Source organism: Streptomyces sp. NBC_00669 (genome assembly GCF_036226785.1).
Taxonomy (GTDB): Bacteria; Actinomycetota; Actinomycetes; order Streptomycetales; family Streptomycetaceae; genus Actinacidiphila.
Genome location: NZ_CP109018.1, coordinates 7,167,823 through 7,187,463, shown reverse-complemented (window position 1 = coordinate 7,187,463; position 19,641 = coordinate 7,167,823). Strand labels below are relative to the sequence as shown.

Annotated in this window: 14 protein-coding genes; 4 read left to right on the top strand and 10 right to left on the bottom strand. The window is 74.0% G+C overall.

Going from position 1 to position 19,641, the window contains the following annotated elements; genetic code table 11:
• Positions 1–25: 25 nt before the first annotated feature.
• The 10 genes from murG to mraZ all read right to left on the bottom strand — a co-directional run bounded on the left by murG (position 26) and on the right by mraZ (position 13,516).
• A complete protein-coding gene (gene murG, locus OG896_RS30335; RefSeq protein WP_328473970.1) occupies positions 26–1,114 on the bottom strand; it encodes an undecaprenyldiphospho-muramoylpentapeptide beta-N-acetylglucosaminyltransferase in 1,089 nt (362 codons plus the stop codon).
• A gap of 6 nt (positions 1,115–1,120) precedes the next feature.
• Positions 1,121–2,599 carry a putative lipid II flippase FtsW gene (ftsW, locus tag OG896_RS30330; protein WP_329374380.1) on the bottom strand — a complete coding sequence of 493 codons (1,479 nt, stop codon included), beginning with the start codon at positions 2,597–2,599 and terminating at the stop codon, positions 1,121–1,123.
• A gap of 520 nt (positions 2,600–3,119) precedes the next feature.
• Positions 3,120–4,523: a UDP-N-acetylmuramoyl-L-alanine--D-glutamate ligase gene (gene murD / locus OG896_RS30325; RefSeq protein WP_329374379.1), complete on the bottom strand. Its 1,404-nt coding sequence runs from the start codon at positions 4,521–4,523 to the stop codon at positions 3,120–3,122.
• Positions 4,524–4,663: 140 nt separating this feature from the next.
• Positions 4,664–5,728, bottom strand: coding sequence for a phospho-N-acetylmuramoyl-pentapeptide-transferase (mraY, locus tag OG896_RS30320; RefSeq protein ID WP_328462969.1), 1,065 nt, complete (start codon positions 5,726–5,728; stop codon positions 4,664–4,666).
• Complete coding sequence (locus tag OG896_RS30315) at positions 5,725–7,176, bottom strand: UDP-N-acetylmuramoyl-tripeptide--D-alanyl-D-alanine ligase (RefSeq protein WP_329370431.1); 1,452 nt, start codon at positions 7,174–7,176, stop codon at positions 5,725–5,727. The genes mraY and OG896_RS30315 overlap by 4 nt, the downstream gene beginning before the upstream one ends.
• Complete coding sequence (locus tag OG896_RS30310; RefSeq protein WP_329370429.1) at positions 7,173–8,858, bottom strand: UDP-N-acetylmuramoyl-L-alanyl-D-glutamate--2,6-diaminopimelate ligase; 1,686 nt, start codon at positions 8,856–8,858, stop codon at positions 7,173–7,175. Before OG896_RS30310 ends, OG896_RS30315 begins: the two co-directional genes overlap by 4 nt.
• A complete protein-coding gene (locus OG896_RS30305) occupies positions 8,855–10,645 on the bottom strand; it encodes a peptidoglycan D,D-transpeptidase FtsI family protein (protein ID WP_443057178.1) in 1,791 nt (596 codons plus the stop codon). The genes OG896_RS30310 and OG896_RS30305 overlap by 4 nt, the downstream gene beginning before the upstream one ends.
• Before the next feature lie 420 nt (positions 10,646–11,065).
• On the bottom strand, positions 11,066–11,782 hold the full coding sequence (locus tag OG896_RS30300; RefSeq protein WP_329370427.1) for a hypothetical protein: 717 nt from the start codon (positions 11,780–11,782) through the stop codon (positions 11,066–11,068).
• Entirely contained in the window at positions 11,779–12,747 is a 969-nt protein-coding gene (gene rsmH / locus OG896_RS30295) for a 16S rRNA (cytosine(1402)-N(4))-methyltransferase RsmH (protein ID WP_329370425.1), read from the bottom strand. The genes OG896_RS30300 and rsmH overlap by 4 nt, the downstream gene beginning before the upstream one ends.
• Before the next feature lie 328 nt (positions 12,748–13,075).
• Positions 13,076–13,516, bottom strand: coding sequence for a division/cell wall cluster transcriptional repressor MraZ (gene mraZ, locus OG896_RS30290; protein ID WP_329370424.1), 441 nt, complete (start codon positions 13,514–13,516; stop codon positions 13,076–13,078).
• Between the two features lie 198 nt (positions 13,517–13,714).
• On the opposite strand from mraZ, the gene OG896_RS30285 reads away from it, so the two are divergent.
• The 4 genes from OG896_RS30285 (at position 13,715) to OG896_RS30270 (ending at position 19,536) form a co-directional block, all read left to right on the top strand.
• Positions 13,715–14,269 carry a beta-class carbonic anhydrase gene (locus OG896_RS30285; RefSeq protein WP_329370422.1) on the top strand — a complete coding sequence of 185 codons (555 nt, stop codon included), beginning with the start codon at positions 13,715–13,717 and terminating at the stop codon, positions 14,267–14,269.
• 151 nt (positions 14,270–14,420) lie between these two features.
• The gene (locus OG896_RS30280; RefSeq protein ID WP_328462983.1) at positions 14,421–15,464 is read left to right on the top strand and encodes an AAA family ATPase; all 1,044 of its coding nucleotides are present in this window, start codon (positions 14,421–14,423) and stop codon (positions 15,462–15,464) included.
• Entirely contained in the window at positions 15,464–17,140 is a 1,677-nt protein-coding gene (locus OG896_RS30275) for a DUF58 domain-containing protein (protein WP_329370419.1), read from the top strand. The genes OG896_RS30280 and OG896_RS30275 overlap by 1 nt, the downstream gene beginning before the upstream one ends.
• Positions 17,137–19,536 carry a transglutaminase TgpA family protein gene (locus OG896_RS30270; protein ID WP_329370418.1) on the top strand — a complete coding sequence of 800 codons (2,400 nt, stop codon included), beginning with the start codon at positions 17,137–17,139 and terminating at the stop codon, positions 19,534–19,536. Before OG896_RS30275 ends, OG896_RS30270 begins: the two co-directional genes overlap by 4 nt.
• The last annotated feature ends 105 nt before the right edge of the window (positions 19,537–19,641 follow it).

Genomic DNA, 19,641 nt, shown 5'->3' with positions numbered 1-19,641 from the left:
CGGCAACCCGCCGCGGGAGTCCCCGTTACCGCCGGGCGGCGATCGCCTCGTAGACCATTCGCATCAGCAGCTCGTCCGCGTCGCGGCGGCCGAACTCCGCGGCGGCGCGGGACATGTCGTACAGCCGGTGCGGGTCGGTGAGGACGGGAAGGACGTTCCCCAGCACCCAGTCCGGCGTCAGCTCCGCGTCGTCCACCAGCACGCCGCCGCCGGCCTTGACCACCGGCTGCGCGTTGAGCCGCTGCTCGCCGTTGCCGATCGGCAGCGGCACGTACGCCGCGGGCAGCCCCACCGCGGAGAGTTCGGCGACGGTCATCGCGCCGGCCCGGCACAGCATCATGTCGGCGGCGGCGTAGGCGAGATCCATCCGGTCGAGGTAGGGCACCGGACGGTACGGCGGCATGCCGGGCATGTTGTCGGACTGCGGCAGTTCGTTCTTCGGGCCGACCGCGTGCAGGATCTGCACCCCGGACTGCTGGAGCCGCGGGGCGACCGTGGTCACCACCTCGTTGAGCCGCCGGGCGCCCTGGGAGCCGCCGGAGACCAGCAGCGTCGGCAGGTTCTGGTCGAGGCCGAACGCGTGCCGGGCCTCGGGGCGCGCGGCGGCCCGGTCGAGGGTGGCGATGGAGCGCCGCAGCGGGATGCCGATGTAGTGCGAGTCGCGCAGCTTGCTGTCAGGGGTGGAGACGGCCACGGTGTGCGCGTAGCGGGAGCCGATCTTGTTGGCCAGGCCCGGCCGGGCGTTGGCCTCGTGGACGACGATCGGCACGCCGAGGCGCTTGGCGGCGAGGTAGCCGGGCAGGGCGACGTAGCCGCCGAAGCCGACCAGGCAGTCGGCCTTGGTGCGCTCCAGGATCTGCTCGGCGGCCTTGATGGTGCCGCGCAGCCGACCGGGGACGGTGATCAGTTCGGGGGTGGGCCGGCGCGGCAGCGGGACCGCGGGGATGAGGGCGAGTTCGTAGCCCCGCTCGGGCACGAGCCTGGTCTCCAGGCCGCGCTCGGTGCCCAGTGCGGTGATTCCCACGGTCGGGTCCTGCCTGCGCAGGGCATCGGCGAGCGCGAGCGCCGGCTCGATGTGGCCGGCGGTCCCCCCACCGGCGAGTACGACATGCACCGTCATTCACCGCTCTCCCGACGGCCGCCTTCCGGTACGCCGTCGCATCGTCCTTTTCATCACCCCGGTCAGGGAGTTGCGCTCCCGCATGGCCAGGGCCGCCCGCGCCGCCGGCTCGCTTCTGGCGAAGGAGATCAGCAGCCCCACGGCGTACATGGTCGGCAGGAGGGCCGAGCCTCCGTAGGAGAACAGCGGGAGCGGGACACCGGCGATCGGCAGCAGGCCGAGCACCGCACCGACGTTGATCACGGATTGGACCGTGATCCAGGTGGTCACGCCACCCGCTGCGAACCTGACGAAGGGGTCCTCCGTGCGACCGGCCACGCGGATACCCGCGTAGCCTAGTGCCGCGAAGAGGGCGAGTACGGACAGCGTGCCCGCCAGGCCCAGTTCCTCACCGGTCACGGCGAAGATGAAGTCGGTGTGCGGCTCGGGAAGTTCGCCCCATTTCTCCACGCTCGCGCCCAGGCCGGTGCCGAACCAGCCGCCGGACGCGAGGGCGTAGATGCCGTGCACGGCCTGCCAGCACTGGTCGTTGGCGCCGGGTGAGGTCGCGGCGATGCAGTGCAGCCGGCCCATCCGGTTGGGGCTGGTCGCCACGAAGAGCGCGGCCAGCACGCCGGCCGCGGCCAGCACGCCGGTGAACAGCCGGGTGGGGGCGCCGGCCAGCCACAGCAGGCCGAACAGGACCGCGGTGAGCACCATGGTGGTGCCCATGTCGCCGCCGAGCATGATCAGGCCGAGCAGCAGCACGGCGACCGGCACCAGCGGCACCAGCAGGTGCTTCCACTGGGTGAGCAGCTTCTTCTCGTTCTTGCGGGCCAGCAGGTCGGCGCCCCACATCACCAGGGCGAGCTTGCCGAACTCGCTGGGCTGGAGCTGGAACGGGCCGCCGATGGACAGCCAGTTGGTGTTGCCGTTGACCGTCTGCCCTATCCCCGGCACCTGGACCAGGCACATCAGGAAGACCGCGCCGAGCAGCAGCGGGTAGGCCAGCGCCCGGTGCAGCCGGATCGGCATCCGCGCCGCCGCGTACAGCAGCACCGAGCCGATCGCCACGGCCATCAGCTGCTTGCGGAAGTAGTACGTCGACGGCAGGCCGTAGCGCAGCGCCTGGATCATCGACGCGGAGTAGACCATCACCAAGCCGAGCACGGTGATCAGCAGCCCGGCGCCGAGGATCACGTAGTACGCGGTGAGCGGGCGGTCCCACGCGTCGCGAACCTGTTTCGGCAGCCGTGCCGCGCCGCGCCGCGCGCTGCCGCGCGGCCGGTTGCCGCCGGCCGTGAACCGGGGTGGGCGGGCGGCCGGTACGGATGCGCCGCGCGGGCGCTCCGACGGGGGCGTTGCCGCGCGGCGCACGGCGGCGCGCTCCGCGGCGGCGGCCCGGGAGCCGCCGTGGTCCGCGGTGCTCGCGCCGCCGCGCGGGGCGGCCGGGCCGTCGCCGGCGGCGGCCCGCCGCACGCGACCCGCGGGGGACGGCATCCGCCGCCCGGAACCCGCGGGCGCGCCCTCGGCGCCCTGGCCCGCACGCGGTGCGCTGGGTGCCCGGTCGGCCCGGCGCTCGCCGGAAGGCCGGGGGCCGTCGGAGATCCCGCCGGCGCCGGAGAGCCGGCCCCGGTCGGTGCGGCGCCCCTCGTCGGCCCGGCGGCCGTTCCCGGACGCCCCGTCAGCACCGGTCGGCCGGCCGCGATCCGGCGCCGGGCGCTCGCCCGGCGACCGTGCTCCGCCCGCGCGGCCGCCGCCGGCGGCGGTACGGCCGGGCGGCGGCAGCGGATCGGTGCCACGGGTGCCGGGCGTGCCCTTCGGCGCGCCGCCGCCGCTGCGCCCGGCCGGCGGGAGCCGGTCCGGGCCGGGGGTACGCGGGGACGCGCCGTCGGCCGGGCGACGGCCGGACGGGGGCGGACGGTCCTCGCCGCCGTGGGCGGTGAAGCGGTCTCGCGGCATGCGTCCCCTCCTCGGTGCGCGGGTACGGCCGGCCGCCGTCCCGAGCCGGGACCGCGGGTCAGCGGCCGTGGTCGGCCGGGCCGGCCTCCTCCGGTCCGCCGCCACGGGCGGCGAGGGCGCGTACCGCCTCGGCGAACACGTCACCGCGCTGGTTGTAGTTGGTGAACATGTCCATCGACGCGCAGGCCGGGGCGAGCAGGACCGTGTCGCCCGGCTGGGCGAGGTCGCGGGCCGTGCCGACGGCGGCGGACATCGCCCCAGTGTCGGTCCGTTCCAGCTCCACCACGGGTACCTGCGGGGCGTGTCGCGCGAGCGCTTCGCGGATCACCGCCCGGTCGGCGCCGAACAGGACCGCCGCCCGCAGCCGGGACGCGGCCGCCGCGGCCAGCTCGTCGAACTCCGCGCCCTTGGCGAGGCCCCCCGCCAGCCACACCACCGACGGGTACGACGTCAGCGACGCCTCGGCGGCGTGCGTGTTGGTGGCCTTGGAGTCGTCGACGTAGGTGACGCCGTCGACGACGGCGACCTCGGCGATGCGGTGGGCGTCGGGCCGGAAGGCCCGCAGCCCTTCGCGGACGGCGTCCGGCCGGACCCCGTAGGCGCGGGCGAGCGCGGCTGCGGCCAGCGCGTTGGCGATGTTGTGCGGCGCGGGCGGGCGGACGTCCGCGACCTCGGCGAGTTCCTGCGCCTGGTGCTGCCGGTCCTCGACGAACGCGCGGTCCACCAGGATGCCGTCGACCACGCCGAACTGCGAGGGCGTGGGCGCCTGGAGGGTGAAGCCGATCGCCCGGCAGCCCTCCTCGACGTCGGCCTCGCGGACCAGCCGCTCGGTCTCCGGGTCGGCCGCGTTGTACACGCAGGCGACCTGGTTGCCCGTGTAGATCCGGCCCTTGTCCGCGGCGTACGCGGCCATCGAGCCGTGCCAGTCGAGGTGGTCGGGCGCGAGGTTGAGCACGGCCGCGGAGTGCGGGCGGATGCTCGGCGCCCAGTGGAGCTGGTAGCTGGACAGTTCGACGGCGAGGACGTCGTAAGGACCGCCCTCCTGGTCGCCGAGGATGACGTCGAAGAGCGAGACGCCGATGTTGCCGACAGCCGCGGTGCGCAGGCCCGCCGCGGTGAGGATCGCGGCGAGCATGCGGGTGGCGGTGGTCTTGCCGTTGGTGCCGGTGATGGCCAGCCACGGCGCCGCGCCGGGTCCGCGCAGCCGCCAGGCGAGTTCGACGTCGCCCCACACCTGCACGCCCGCGGCCCCGGCCGCCGCGAACAGCGGGCTGGACGGCTTCCAGCCGGGGCTGGTGACGACCAGTTCGGTGCCGTCGGGGAGGGTGTCGGCGTCGCCGAGGCGTACGGCGATGCCGAGTGCCTCCAGTTCGGCCGCTTCGGCGTGCTGCTTGTCGCCGGCCGGGCCGTTGACCACGGTGACGCGGGCGCCGAGGTGGTGCAGCGCCTTCGCCGCGGGCACCCCGGAGACGCCGAGCCCGGCGACGGTGACCCGGGCGTCCTTGAAGTCGGCCGGGTCGTCGAACCGGGCCGGGCCGTCCTCGGACCGGGCCGGGCTCTGCTCGGACCCGGCCGGGCCGCCGGCACCGGGCTGAGTGCCCGTCACGACGCCGCCACCCAGGCCGCGTAGAACAGGCCGAGGCCGACCGCCATGCACATGCCCTGGATGATCCAGAACCGGACCACGATCAGGACCTCGCTCCAGCCCTTGAGTTCGAAGTGGTGCTGGAGTGGCGCCATGCGGAAGACCCGCTTGCCGGTGAGGCGGAAGGAGCCGACCTGGATGACCACGGACATGGTGATCAGGACGAACAGGCCGCCCAGGATGGCCATCAGCAACTCGGTGCGCGAGCAGATCGCCAGACCGGCCAGCGCCCCGCCGAGGGCGAGCGAGCCGGTGTCCCCCATGAAGATCTTCGCCGGCGAGGTGTTCCACCACAGGAAGCCGAAGCAGGCGCCCATCAGCGCGGCGGCCACCACGGCCAGGTCGAGCGGGTCGCGCACCTCGTAGCAGGCACCGTTGGCGCTGACCGGGGCGCCGCACCACTCGCCGTGCTGCCACACGCCGATGACGGTGTAGGCGGCGAAGACCATCACGGACGCGCCGGTGGCCAGGCCGTCGAGGCCGTCGGTGAGGTTCACGCCGTTGGACATCGCCAGGATCATGAACAGCGCCCAGATCACGAAGATGACCGGGCCGATCGACCAGCCGAAGTCCGAGGTGAAGGAGAGCTTCGTGGACGCCGGGGTCTGGCCGCGCGAGTCGTGGAAGTTCAGCGCGAGCACCGCGAAGCCGATGCCGACGATGAGCTGGCCGGCCATCTTCGCCTTGGCCCGCAGGCCCAGGCTGCGCTGCTTGACGATCTTGATGTAGTCGTCGAGGAAGCCGACCAGGCCCATGCCGACGGTCAGGAACAGCACCAGCACACCGGAGACGGTGGGCTTGTCACCGGTGGCCAGCTTGGTGACCACATACGCGATCACCGTGGCCAGGATGAACGCGATACCGCCCATGGTGGGCGTGCCGCGCTTGCTGTGGTGGGTCTTCGGGCCGTCGTCCCGGATCATCTGCCCGTAGCCCTTGCGGGCCAGCAGGCGGATCAGCAGGGGGGTGCCGAACAGCGACAGGAACAGTCCCAGGACGCCGGAGACGAGGATCTGCTTCATCGGGTGGCACCCTCGCGGGCCGCTCCCGGGCCGTCGGCGCCGCCGCCGGCCTCGATCAGCGCGAGGGCGACGGACTCAAGTCCGACCGACCTCGATGCCTTGACCAGCACGACATCTCCCGGCCGCGCCCCTGCGCGCACCAGGTCGACCGCCGCCTCCGCGTCGGACACGTGCACCGACTCCTCACCCCACGAACCCTCGTTGTAGGCGCCCATTTGCAGCCATGCGGCTTCCGTGCCGCCGACGGCCACGAGCTTGCTGACGTTGAGTCGGACGGCCAGCCGCCCCACCGCGTCGTGCTCCGCGAGCGACTGCTCACCGAGTTCGGCCATCTTGCCCAGCACCGCCCACGTACGGCCCCCCCGAGCCTGTGCGGAGCTGCCCATCGCCGCGAGTGTCCGCAGGGCTGCCCTCATGGATTCCGGGTTCGCGTTGTAGGCGTCATTGATGACCGTCACGCCGTCGGGCAGCTCGGTGACCTCCATCCGCCAGCGCGAGAGCGTGCCGGCCGCGGAGAGCGCGGTGGCGATCTCCTCGACAGGCATGCCGAGTTCACGGGCGACGGCGGCCGCGGCGAGCGCGTTCGACACGTGATGCTCACCGTACAGGCGCAAGGTCACTTCGGCGCACCCGGAGGGTGTGCGCAGCGTGAAGTGGGGGCGGCCGTCGGCGCCCAGCGTCACGTTCTCGGCGCGTACGTCCGCTTCGGGGGCTTCGCCGAAGGTCACCACTTTCGCCTTGGTTCGGGTGCGCATGGCACTCACCAGCGGATCGTCGGCGTTGAGCACGGCGATGCCGCCCTCGGCCTCGGCCGGCAGCGCCTCCACGAGTTCGCCCTTGGCCTGCGCGATCTGCTCGCGGCCGCCGAACTCGCCGATGTGCGCGCTGCCCACGTTGAGTACCAGGCCGATCCGGGGCGGGGTGAGCCCGGTCAGGTAGGCGATGTGGCCGATGCCGCGGGCGCCCATCTCCAGCACCAGGTGCCGGGTGCCCTCGTCGGCGCTGAGCGCGGTCAGCGGCAGCCCGATCTCGTTGTTGAAGGAGCCGGGTGTCCACACCGTCGGTGCCAGGCGCTCCAGGAGCTGCGCGAGCAGGTCCTTGGTGCTGGTCTTGCCGGCCGAGCCGGTGAGCGCCACCACGGTCGCGCCCAACTGCTCGATGACGTGCCGGGCGAGCGCGCCGAGCGCGGCCTGGACGTCGTCCACCACGATGGCGGGCACGCCGACCGGCCGGGACGCGAGCACCGCCACCGCCCCGTCGGCGACCGCGCCGGCGGCGAAGTCGTGGCCGTCCGAGCGCTCTCCGGCGAACGCGACGAACAGGGCGCCGGGGACCACTTCGCGGGAGTCCTTGACCACCGGACCCGTGACGCGTACCGCACTGTCCGGTATGTCGTGCGTGCTCCCGCCGACCGCACGTGCGACCTCGGCGAGGGTGAGAGGGATCACTGTTCTTGTCGGTCCTTATCGATCGCGGCGCGCAGCACCTCTCGGTCGTCGAAGGGGCGCACCTCTCCGGCGATGTCCTGGCCCTGCTCATGTCCCTTGCCGGCCACCAGCACGATGTCGCCGGGCCGCGCGAGCGCGACGGCGGCGGCCACCGCGGCGGCCCGGTCGGGTTCGACGATGACGTGTCCGCGCTGTGCGGCCGGCACTTGCGCCGCGCCGGCGAGCATCGCGCTGAGGATCTGCAGCGGGTCCTCCGAGCGGGGGTTGTCGGACGTGAGCACGGCGGTGTCGGCGAGCCGGGCGACGGCCGCGCCCATGGGAGCGCGCTTGGTGGCGTCCCGGTCGCCGCCGCAGCCGAGCACGGCGTGGATACGGCCGTCGGTGGTGGTGCGCAGCGCGCGCAGCACCGACTCGACGGCGTCGGTCTTGTGGGCGTAGTCCACGACCGCGAGGTAGGGCTGCCCGGCGTCGACCCGCTCCAGCCGGCCCGGGACGCCGGGGACGGCGGCGATGCCGTCGGCGGCGGTCTGCGGGTCGAGGCCGGCGGCGGCCAGGGCGGCCAGCGCGGCGAGGGTGTTGGCGACGTTGAACGGGCCGGGCAGCGGCGCCACCGCCTGCACCCGCTCGCCCTTGGGGCCGATCGCCGTGAAGCGGCTGTCCATCAGGCCGGCCCGGACGTCCTCGGCCCGCCAGTCGGCGTCGAGGCTGCCCTGCGCGGAGAACGTCACCAGCGGCACGCCGGCCTCCGCGACGAGCCGGCGGCCGTACTCGTCGTCGAGGTTGACCACGCCCAGGCGGCTGCGCTGCGGGGTGAACAGCCGCGCCTTGGCCTGGAAGTAGTCCTCCATGCCGGAGTGGAACTCCATGTGCTCCGGGCTGAGGTTGGTGAAGACCGCGACGTCGAAGACGGTGCCGTCGACCCGGCCGAGGATCAGGGCGTGGCTGGAGACCTCCATGACCGCCGCGTCCACGCCGCGTTCGCGCATCACCGCGAAGAGCGCCTGGAGGTCGGTGGCCTCGGGGGTGGTGCGCTCGCTCTTGATCCGCTCGTCGCCGATCCGGGTCTCGACGGTGCCGATCAGACCGGTGCGGCCGGCCGCGTGGCCGGCCCGCAGGCCCCCCTCGGCGAGGTAGGAGGTGGTGGTCTTGCCGGAGGTCCCGGTGATGCCGATCCGCAGCATGCCCTCGCCGGGGCGGCCGTAGACGACGGCGGCGAGCTCGCCCATCTCGGCGCGCGGGTCGGCCGCGGTGAGCACCGGCAGCCCGGTCGCGGCCGCGCGTTCGGTGCCGTCGGGATCGGTCAGTACGGCCACCGCGCCGGCCTGGGCGGCCTGCGCGGCGAAGTCGGCGCCGTGCACGTGGGCGCCGGGCAGGGCCGCGTACAGGTCGCCGGGGCGGACCGCGCGGGAGTCGTGGGTGATGCCGGTGACCTGCGGGCCGTCGTCCGCCGGCGCGGCCGCGGACGGGCCGAGGCGGCGGGCGAGGTCGGCCAGCGGTGTGGGGCGCACGTGCGCCGGGCGCGGTGCACCCGGCTGTCTGAGGGTGGGTTGATCAGCTGTGGGCACGGCGGCGAGGTTACCCGGCGAGCCGGGGTCCGGGCCAAAACGACCGCTGTCGTGCCTGGTGGTGCCGCCGGGCGCGGGAGGCGCGGGCGGGGTGGATCGGCGGCCGATGGTGATCACCCGACTTTCTTGTCGTTGGTGGCCGGGTCGGACGGGTTCCAGGTGACCGGCAGCTTCGGGGCGGGGGCGCCGGACGGCGGCACGCCCAGGGACTTGAGCGCGAACTGCATGACCTGCTTGAAGACCGGGCCGCAGATGTCGCCGCCGAAGTAGCTGCCCTTCGTGGGGTTCTGGATCACGCAGGAGATCGTCACGCGCGGTTTGTCGGCCGGTGCGAAGCCGAGGAAGGAGGAGGTGTAGCCCTTGTAGCGGCCGGTCAGCGGGTCCACCCGGTTGGCCGTACCGGTCTTGCCGGCCACCCGGTAGCCGTCGATCCGGGCGTTGATGCCGGTGCCCTGCTCGCTGCCGACCACCGACTCCAGCATCTGCGAGACGGTCCTGGCGGTCTGCGCGGACACCACCCGGGTCTTCTTCGGGGCGGCGGCGGGCACGAACCGGCCGTCGGGGCCGGTGGTGCCGCGGATCAGGCTGGGCTCGACCCGTACCCCGCCGTTGGCGATCGTGGAGTAGACCGAGGTGGCCTGGAGGGCGTTGACCGACAGGCCCTGGCCGAACGGGATGGTGTACTGCTGCGAGGCGTTCCACTTCTGGGGCTTGGCGAGGATGCCGGGGGTCTCACCGGGGAAGCCGATGCCGGTGGGCTGGCCGATGCCGAACTTCCGCAGGTAGTCGTAGAGCACCTGGTTGGCCTGCGGCTGGGTCTTGCCGAGCTGGCCGCTGGCCTCGATGGTGCCGATGTTGCTGGACTTGGCGAGCACCCCGTTGAGGGTGAGGTACCAGGTGCCGTGGTCGACGTCGTCGTGGAAGATCCGGTCGGCGCGCGGCAGGGTGCCGGGCACGGTGACGCGGGTGGTGGGGGTGGCCGCGCCGGTGTCGATGATCGCGGACATCGACATCAGCTTGCTGACGCTGCCGGGCTCGTAGGCGTCCTGCATCGCCGCGTTGCCGAGCGACGCGGGGTCGGCGTGCGTCAGGTCGTTGGGGTTGAAGCCGGGGGCGTCGGCCATCGCGAGCACCTGGCCGGTGCGGGGGTCCTGCACGATGACGTAGCCGCGGTCCGCCTTGGACTTCTGCACCTGCTTGGTGATGGCGCTCTGGGCGGCCCACTGGATGTCGCGGTCGAGGGTGAGCTGCACGTCGGTGCCGGGCACGGCGGGCTGCTCCTGGCTGCCGGCGGTGGGCACCTGGCGACCGTCGGACTGCGCGTAGCGGATCTTGCCGTTCTTCCCGGCGAGTTCCTTGTCGAGCATGGACTCCAGGCCGCCCGCGCCCTGCCCCTGGCTGTTGACGAAGCCGACGACGCCCGCGGCCAGGTCGCCGGCCGGGTAGACCCGCTTGGAGTGCGGTACGTGGAAGATCCCGGCGAGCACGTTGGCGTTCGGGCCCTTGGCGGCGAGGGTGGACTTCAGGTCCTGGATCTGGTTCCACGCCTGCGGGGACTGCTGCTGGGCGATGATCTGGTAGCGGGAGTTCGGGGTGGCGAGCTGCTGGGCGATCTTCGTGGCGTCGCCGCCGACGATCGGCGCGAGCAGTTGCGCGGCCTGCTGCGGCGCGTCGTTCACCTTCGCCTGCGCGGGCGTGAACAGGTACGGGTCCGCGGTGATGTCGTAGGCGTCCACGGTGGTCGCCAGGTCCACGCCGGAGCGGTCGGTGATGGTGCCGCGGTCGGCGGTGACCTCGTGGGTGACCCAGCGGTTGACGGCCGCCTTGGCGGCGTACGCGGACGCGTCGACCGCCTGCACCTGGAGCAGCCGCACCACGAACACCGACATCACCAGCGTCAGCACGACTCCGACCAGCCGCAGCCGCGGGCGGACGGCGCCGAGGCGGACCGCCCGGGGGCCGCCCGGCTGCGGGGGCCGCAGGCGGGGCGAACGGCCGGCGGGGCGCGGCGGGCGGGCGCGACGGGGGCCGGGGGCGCCCGAGCCGCCGGAGCCGCCCGCACCGCCGGGACGCGGTACGCGGGGGCGCGGGGCCGGCCGCCGTCCGCGGGGTCGGCGTCGGGGCGGGGCGCGGTGGGGCGGGCGGTGCGGCGGGCCTGCGGGCGCGGCGCCGAGCCGTCCCGGCCCCCGCCGTACCGGGCGTCGCGTGCCGCGCCGGCGTCCCTGCCACCCTCCCGGCTCGCACCGCCGGCGCCGCCGGAGGAGGACGGCCGCCGGGGGCCGTCGCCGCGCGGGCGGTCTGCGTCGTCGCGAGGGGTCACGCGCTCACCTGCCGGGGGTCGGGGTCGTCGTGGAGGTCGAGGACGTGGTGGACGTCGTCGAGGTCGGGCCGCTGGTGGAAGCGGTCGACGAGGAGGTGGTCGACCGCGTGGTGCGCGACGAGGTGCCGTTCACCGGCGCGGTGCCCGTCGGGGTGCCGGCCTCGCCCGGGTCCGCCGTCCCCGCCGGGTTCGCGGTCGTCCCCACCGGATTCGTGGCGGACGAGGTGGACGAGGTGGACGAGGTGGACGGGGTGGCCGGGTTGGCCGGCGTCGTCGTGGGCGGCTGCGCGGTCGTCGTCGGCGGGGGCGCGGGCGGGGCGGTCGCGGGCGAAGGCGAGCCCTGCACCTTGCCGTTCGGGTCGAGGAAGGCCGGGTCGCCGCCGGGCACCATGCCCAGCTCGCGGGCCCGCTGCTCCAGCGAGTCCGGCGCCGAGTAGCCGTCGACCTCCTGCTGGAGCTGCTGCTGCTGGTCGGTGTAGTGGGTCGTCTGGTCCTGGAGCTTGTCGAGCTTGAACGAGTCCCGGTTCAGGGCCGCGTTGAGCATCAGCAGCGAGATGAGTCCCCCGGCGAGCAGCGTCACGACCAGAACGACGAACGGGGTGCGCCGCGCGGTTGCGGACCGCCCGGCGCCCAGCCGCGCGCCCAGGGCGCTGCCGCGCACCGCGTCACGTACGGTGCCGCGGCCCGTGCGTCGCCCGTCGCGTCCCGCGCCGCCGCTCATCGCACGTCCTCCCGGATGCGCTCCGCACCGCGCAGCCGGGCCGGCGCGGCCCGGCGGTTCTCGGCGATCTCGTCCTCGCCCGGCAGTTCGGCGCCGCGGGTGAGCAGCTTCAGCCGGGGCTGGTACTGCTCGGGCACCACCGGCAGGCCCGGCGGCGCGGAGTGCGCGGCACCGGCCGCGAAGACCTGCTTGACCAGCCGGTCCTCCAGCGAGTGGTACGACAGCACGGCGATCCGGCCGCCCACCGCCAGCGCGGCCACCGCCGCGGGAACGGCCCGCTCCAGCACCGACAGCTCGCCGTTGACCTCGATCCGCAGCGCCTGGAAGGTGCGCTTCGCCGGGTTCCCGCCGGTCCGCTTGGCGGCCTGCGGCAGCGCCTGCCGGATCACGTCGACCAGCCGCGCGCTGCCGCTGAACGGCTCCCGCTCGCGCTCGCGCACCACCGCGTCCACGATCTTGCGGGCGAACTTCTCCTCGCCGTACGCCCGCAGGATGCGTACCAGCTCACCGGGCGGATAGGTGTTCAGCACCTCCGCGGCGCTGATCCCGGTGGACTGGTCCATCCGCATGTCCAGCGGCGCGTCCTGGGAGTAGGCGAAGCCGCGGTCGGCCTCGTCCAGCTGCATCGAGGACACCCCGAGGTCGAAGAGCACGCCCTGCACCCGCGGCACCCGCAGCCGCTCCAGCACGTCGGGTAGTTCGTCGTACACCGCGTGCACGAGGGTGGCGCGCTCCCCGAACGGCGCCAGCCGCTCCCCGGCGAGCTTCAGCGCGGCCGGGTCGCGGTCCACCGCGATCAGCCGGCAGGCGGGGAAGGTGGTCAGCAGCGCCTCGCTGTGCCCGCCGAGCCCCAGCGTGGCGTCGACCACGACGGCACCGGGCAGCGCGAGCGCGGGGGCCAGCAGGTCGAGGCAGCGCCGCAGCATCACCGGGATGTGCCGCGGGGACGGGGACGGGTTGCTCATGTGGCCCTTATCGAACGGTAGGGACGGCGTCGCACGGTCGGGAACGGCGTCGAACGGTGGGGACGGTCGTACGGGGTCGTACGGGTCGGGTCGGCGGTCCGGCGGTCCGGCGAAGGAACGTCGCCTGCCAGACAAGCACGACGGACACGCTACGGCCGGCAGCGGCTCGGTGGACGCGGAACCTGGTCCCCGCCCGCTCGGGAGAAACGTTCCCCTGGCACCGGGGAAGTGGTGCCAGCGGAGCCGGGGAGCGGGAGGAGGCCGGGCCGCGCGTCCGCACCGGGGTGGGACGAAGTGGTGCGCGCCCCTCGTCGGGGCGGGGCCGCGCTCACAGTAATCCGGTCGGAACCTCCTGTGACAGGGCCGAAAAGGTGTCTTCCTGGTCTGCCAGATACCGCTCCCACGCCTCCGCCGACCAGATCTCCACCCGGGTGTTCGCGCCGATCACCGCGCACTCCCGGACCAGGCCCGCGTAGTCCCGCAGCGGCTGCGGGACCGTCACCCGGCCCTGCTTGTCCGGCACTTCGTCATGCGCACCGGCGAACAGCACCCGCAGGTAGTCACGGGCGGCCTTGGAGGTGAGCGGCGCGGTGGACAGCTGCTCGGTGGCGGCCCGGAAGCCCTCCACCGGCCATACGTACAGGCAGCGCTCCTGCCCGCGGGTGATCACCAGTCCGTCGGCGAGCTGCTCGCGGAACCGGGACGGCAGCACCAGCCGGTTCTTGTCGTCCAGCCGCGGGGTGTACGTCCCGAGGAATCCCAGGAACACGGCACACCTCCCGCAGACGGCACCACTTCGCGCCACTTTACTCCACCATGCCCCACCGTCAACGGCGGCCGCGCCCGGGCGCGCCCCTCCGTACGCCTCGTGCGCCCCTCCGTACGCCCGGGCACACTCCCCGGCACGCGGCCCGGCGGGGGCGGGCGCGCCGATGCGGTCCCGGCAGGCTCGGATACCGTCATAGACATGTCGATACATGCCAGCGCCCCCGCGAATCCCCCCGCCCCCGAAGACCAGGGCGCCGACGCTTCCGTGACCGACCGGCTGGTCACCGCCAACCAGCGCTACGCCGAACAGTTCACCGACCCCGGCATGGGCGCCGCCCCCGTCCTGAGGGTGGCGGTCGTCGCCTGCATGGACGCCCGCCTCGACCTCCACAAGGCACTCGGCCTGGAGTTGGGCGACTGCCACACCATCCGCAATGCCGGCGGTGTGGTCACCGACGACACCATCCGGTCCCTTGCCATCAGCCAGCGCGCGCTGGGTACACGCTCCGTCGTACTCATCCACCACACCAACTGCGGCATGCAGACCATCACCGAGGACTTCCGCACCGATCTGGAACACGAGGTCGGCCAGCGGCCCACCTGGGCGGTCGAGGCGTTCACCGACATCGACCAGGACGTGCGGCAGTCCATGGCCCGGGTGCGGACCTCCCCGTTCCTGGCCCACACCGGCGACGTGCGCGGCTTCGTCTTCGACGTGCACACCGGCCTGCTGCGGGAAATCACGAACAAGTAACGGCAGGCGAGTGACGCGGCCCTCCCCGTAAGGGAAGAATGCACCGTGCGGCACGTCTCGCCTCCGGCGGGCGTTGCGCAATCGGGGAGGGCCGCGGTCCAGGGACGACCGAGACCCTGGGGCCCCAATGGAACAGGCCGAGGAGTACCGGGTGACGACCTTTGACGCTCGAGCGGAACTGAGCGATCTGACCACGACCGCGGAGCGGGTGCGCCGGAGCGTGGAGAACGTGATCGAGGGCAAGCCCGAGGTCGTACGCATCGCACTGACCGTTCTGCTGGCGGAGGGGCATCTGCTGATCGAGGACGTGCCGGGCGTGGGCAAGACCATGCTGTCCAAGGCGCTGGCGCGGTCGATCGACTGCTCCGTACGGCGTATCCAGTTCACTCCCGACCTGCTGCCGTCGGACATCACCGGCGTGAGCGTCTTCGACCAGCAGCAGCGGGACTTCGAGTTCAAACCCGGGGCGATCTTCGCGCAGATCGTGGTCGGCGACGAGATCAACCGCGCCTCGCCGAAGACGCAGTCGGCGCTGCTGGAGTCGATGGAGGAGCGCCAGGTCACCGTCGACGGCACCACCTACGAACTGCCCAGCCCCTTCATGGTGATCGCCACCCAGAACCCGGTGGAGATGGAGGGCACCTATCCGCTGCCGGAGGCGCAGCGGGACCGTTTCACCGCCCGGGTGTCGATCGGCTACCCGAGCCCGGAGGCGGAGCTGAAGATGCTCGACGTGCACGGCGGGGTCTCCCCGCTGGACGACCTCCAACCGGTCGCGCACGCGCACGACATCGTGAAGCTGATCGAGGCGGTCCGGCAGGTGCACGTCGCCGACCCGATCCGCCGCTACGCGGTCGCCCTCGTCGGCGCCACCCGCAGCCACCCCGACCTCCGGCTGGGCGCCTCCCCGCGCGCCACGCTGCACCTGGTGCGGGCCGCCCGCGCCTCCGCCGCCCTGGACGGCCGTGAGTACGTCCTGCCGGACGACGTGCAGGCGCTGGCGTCCTCGGTCCTCGCGCACCGGCTGCTGCCGACCGCGCAGGCACAGCTCAACCGGCGTACGCCGGAGCAGGTGGTGACCGAGATCGTGCAGCGGGTGCCGGTGCCCGATCCGGCGGCCGGCAACGGCGCCGGGGCCTGGCCGCAGCGGCCGGGCGGGCGACCCCAGGGCACGCCGGACGCGCGGGGCCTGTGATGGGTTCGCCCGCCACCCCGCCACCCCCGCCGGGCTCCCGCCCACCGGGGCGGGCACCGTCCGCGGGCCCGTACGGCGACGGCCCCTACGGCGTCGGGCCCTACGGTGACGGCCCGTACGGCGACAGACCCTACGGCTCCGGGCACCGGTCTCCGGGACGGCACCCCACCGGACAGCACGGCGCCGGACCGGACAACGCCGGGCCGTACGGCGGGTCCCAGGCGACCGGGCCCTACGCGGCCCCCCGGCCCCCGGGCGTCCCGCCGGTCGGGCCCTCGTCCGACGACGAGCGGCCGACCGGCGGTTTCCGCCGGGCGCTGGGCGGACTGACCACCCGCGGCCGGTCGTTCGTCGCCGCCGGGGTCGCCGCCGCCGCCTGTTCGTACGTCCTGGGCCAGTCCGACCTGCTGCGGGTCGGGCTGCTGCTGGCCGCGCTGCCGCTGGTGTGCGTGGCCGTGCTCTACCGCACCCGCTACCGGGTGGCCGGCAGCCGGCGGCTGGCGCCCTCCCGGGTGCCGGCGATGTCCGAGGCGCGGGTGCACCTGCGGGTGGACAACGTCTCGCGGATGCCCACCGGCCTGCTGATGCTCCAGGACCGGGTGCCCTACGTCCTCGGGCCGCGGCCCCGGTTCGTGCTGGACCGGGTGGAGCCCGGCGGCCACCGCGAGGTGTCCTACCGGGTCCGCTCCGACCTGCGCGGCCGCTACCCGCTGGGCCCGCTGCAACTGCGGCTGACCGACCCGTTCGGGATGGTCGAACTGACCCGCTCGTTCAGCGCGTTCGACACCCTCACCGTGGTGCCCAAGGTCGAGCCGCTGCCGCCGGTGCGGCTGGCCGGCGAGTCCTCCGGATACGGCGAGAGCCGCACCCGCGCGCTGTCGCTGGCCGGCGACGACGACGTCATCCCGCGCGGCTACCGGCACGGCGACGACCTGCGCCGGGTGCACTGGCGGTCCACCGCGAAGTACGGCGAGCTGATGGTGCGCCGCGAGGAGCAGCCGAACAGGGCGCGCTGCACCGTGCTGCTCGACACCCGCAGGGACGCCTACTTCGGCGCCGGCCCCGACTCCGCCTTCGAGTGGGCGGTGTCCGGCGCCGCGTCGGTGACCACCCACATGCTGGAGCGCGGCTTCGCGGTGCGGCTGCTCACCGACACCGGCAGCAGCGTGCCGGGCCCCGAGGGCACCTCCGGCTACGGCGGCGACTCCAGCGACATGGCCGGGCTGCTGCTGGACACCCTCGCGGTGGTCGACCACTCCGACGGCGACACCCTGGCGGCCGCGTACGACGTGCTGCGGTCGGCCAACGAGGGCCTGCTGGTGGGGTTCTTCGGCGACCTCTACCAGGAGCAGGCGGCCACCATCGCGCGGATGCGGCAACGGGCCGGCGGCGCCGTGGCGTTCGTGCTGGACAGCGACGACTGGCTGGCCCGCGAGCTGGGCGCCCGGCCCGGCCCGGAACTGTCCGCGGTGCAGCCCGGCGTCGACGGCGCGGAGCCGGACAGCACCGAACGCGCGGTGCGGATGCTGCGCGAGGCGGGATGGAACGTGGTGGAGGTGCAGCCGGGCGCCGCGTTGCCGGAACTGTGGCAGCAGGCGGACCGTTACCGGTCACGCGAGGAGACGCAAGCGGCGCAGGCGCACCAGGCGCCGCGCGGAGCGGGGGCGGCGGGATGAGCGGACGCGCACGGCTCACGGTGTGCGCGGTGGTGGCCTCCTTGCTGGCCGCCGCCGCGTTGCTGCCGCTGACCGACGACAGCGGGTGGTTCGCCAAGGCGATCCTGCTGGTCCTCTTCCAGTCCGCGGTGGGCGCGGCGTGCCGGCGGATACCGCTGGCCAGGCCGCTGACGGTGCTGGTCCAGGCGGTGCTGTCGCTGGTCGTGCTGACGGTGATGTTCTCCTCCCAGCAGGCCCTGGGCGGCGTGCTGCCGGGCCCGCAGGCCCTCCAGCAGCTGGGCCAGGTGGTCCAGCAGGGCATCACCGACGTCTCGAACTACTCGATCCCCGCGCCGGTGACCCCCGGCATCAGAATCCTGCTGATCGGCGGCGTGACCCTGGTCGCGCTCGCCGTCGACGCGATGGCGGTCACCTACAACAGCGCGGCCCCGGCCGGGTTGCCACTGCTCGCGCTGTACTCCGTCGCCGCCGGCCTGGACAGCGGCAGCGCCGCCTGGCTGTACTTCCTGCTGGCCGCGGCCGGCTACCTCCTGCTGCTGCTCGCCGAGGGCCGGGACCGGATGTCCCGCTGGGGCCGGGTGTTCAGCAGCCCGCCGCCGCGCAACGCCTGGGGCGGCGGCCAGGCCGGCCAGGCCAGGCCCACACCGGTGCGCGGCGCCCGCCGGATCGGGGCGATGGCGCTGGGTATCGCGCTGATCGCGCCCGCCGCGCTGCCCTCGCTCGGCGGCGGCCTGCTGGACGCCTCCGGCCATGGCGGCGGCAGCGGCATCGGCGGCCGCGGCGGCGGTTCGGTCAACCTGATCGCCGCCCTCCAGGACAACCTGAACCAGCCGAGCAACAGCGAGGTGCTCACCTACACCACCAACGCCAAACCCGCCGCGGGCATGTATCTGCGGATCGCGGCGCTGGACAAGTTCGACGGCACGCAGTGGTCGCCGTCGAACCTGCCGACCGAGGCCCTCCCGGACGCGCTGCCGCGCCCCCAGGGCATGGCGGCGGACGTGAAGTACACCACCGCCACCACCCAGGTGCGGGTCGACGACAGCTACGTGCAGGGCATGCTGCCGGTGCCGTTCCCCGCGACGAGCGTGCGGACCACGGGCGACTGGAAGTACCAGCCCGAGGGCCGGATGATCGTCGGCGCGCACGGCCAGACCGCGGCCGGCCAGCGCTACACCGTCGCCAGCATGCAGGTCGAGCCGACCGCCGCCCAGCTCGCCGCGGCCCCCGAGGCCACCGGGCGGATCGCCAAGCAGTACGAGCAGGTGCCCGGCTCGCTGCCGTCGATCGTCAAGCAGACCGCGCTGCGCGAGACCAGGGGCGCCACCAGCGACTACCAGAAGGCCGTCGACCTCCAGAACTACTTCACCTCCGGCCAGTTCGTGTACAACACGCAGGCCAAGGCGGGCACCGGGGTCGACGCGATCGCCCGGTTCCTTCAGACGAAGGAGGGCTTCTGCGTCCACTTCGCCTTCACCATGGCGGCGATGGCCCGCACCCTGCACATCCCGGCCCGGGTCGCGATCGGCTTCACCCCCGGCGCGCCCGAGGCCAACGCCGACGGGGTGATGTCGGTGGGGCTGAAGGACGCGCACGCCTGGCCCGAGCTGTACTTCGAGGGGATCGGCTGGACCCGCTTCGAGCCGACGCCGTACCGCGGCAGCGCGCCCGACTACACCGTGGCCCCCTCCCCCACCGGTGACCCCAACCAGCAGGACCTCGCGCCGCACACCTCGGCGCCCGCCACGACCGGCACGCCCGCTCCGACGCAGAGCTGCGACCAGGGTGACGCGACATCGGGCAGTGACTGCTCGCAGGCCGCGCTGCCCGCGAGCAGCGGCTCCGGCGGCGGCTTCGGCGGCGGCCGGGCGGCGCTGGTCGTACTGGCCGCGCTGATCGTGCTGCTGCTGCTCACCGCCCCGCTGACGTGGCGCTCGCGGGTCCGCAGACACCGGCTCGGCGGCGGGGACCGGCCCGAGGGGCTCGCGCTGTCCGCGTGGCGGGAGGTCGTCGACACCGGGTGGGACTACGGCATCCCGCCGGACGACTCGGAAACCCCCCGCCGGGCCATGGCCCGGCTGGTGCGGGACGGCCACCTGGAGGGTGAGTCGGCGCAGTCCGCCGCCAAGCTCGCCACGGCCGTGGAGCAGACCCTCTACGCCGCGCAGCCCCGGCCGGTCCCCGGGCTCTCGGAGGACGTCCAGCGCGTCCGCCGGGGCCTGAAGGCCGGGACGAACCGGCGCGGGCGGCTGCGGGCGGCTCTGCTGCCGCGTTCGGCGGCCCGGATCGGATGGGCGCTGTCCGCCCGCTGGACGGCGCTCGCCTCGCGCACCCGGGCCACCGGGCAGCGGCTCACGGCGCCGCTGCGCAGGAGGGCGGCCCGGGAGGTGTCGTAGGGGCGCACGCCGGAGCCGATCGGAGACGTGAGAAAGGGCGCGGCCCCCACCGGGGGGCGCGCCCTTCTTACGTTGTGCGTGCGGTCGTGCGTGGTGCGCCATACG

What these genes read in the sequence shown, in the direction of transcription:
- OG896_RS30270 (WP_329370418.1), top strand. Translation starts at nt 17,137, where the DNA reads ATGAGCGGACGCGCACGGCTCACGGTGTGCGCGGTGGTGGCCTCCTTG.
- ftsW (WP_329374380.1), bottom strand. Translation starts at nt 2,599, where the DNA reads ATGCCGTCCCCCGCGGGTCGCGTGCGGCGGGCCGCCGCCGGCGACGGC.
- OG896_RS30300 (WP_329370427.1), bottom strand. Translation starts at nt 11,782, where the DNA reads ATGAGCGGCGGCGCGGGACGCGACGGGCGACGCACGGGCCGCGGCACC.
- OG896_RS30285 (WP_329370422.1), top strand. Translation starts at nt 13,715, where the DNA reads ATGTCGATACATGCCAGCGCCCCCGCGAATCCCCCCGCCCCCGAAGAC.
- rsmH (WP_329370425.1), bottom strand. Translation starts at nt 12,747, where the DNA reads ATGAGCAACCCGTCCCCGTCCCCGCGGCACATCCCGGTGATGCTGCGG.
- OG896_RS30275 (WP_329370419.1), top strand. Translation starts at nt 15,464, where the DNA reads ATGGGTTCGCCCGCCACCCCGCCACCCCCGCCGGGCTCCCGCCCACCG.
- mraY (WP_328462969.1), bottom strand. Translation starts at nt 5,728, where the DNA reads ATGAAGCAGATCCTCGTCTCCGGCGTCCTGGGACTGTTCCTGTCGCTG.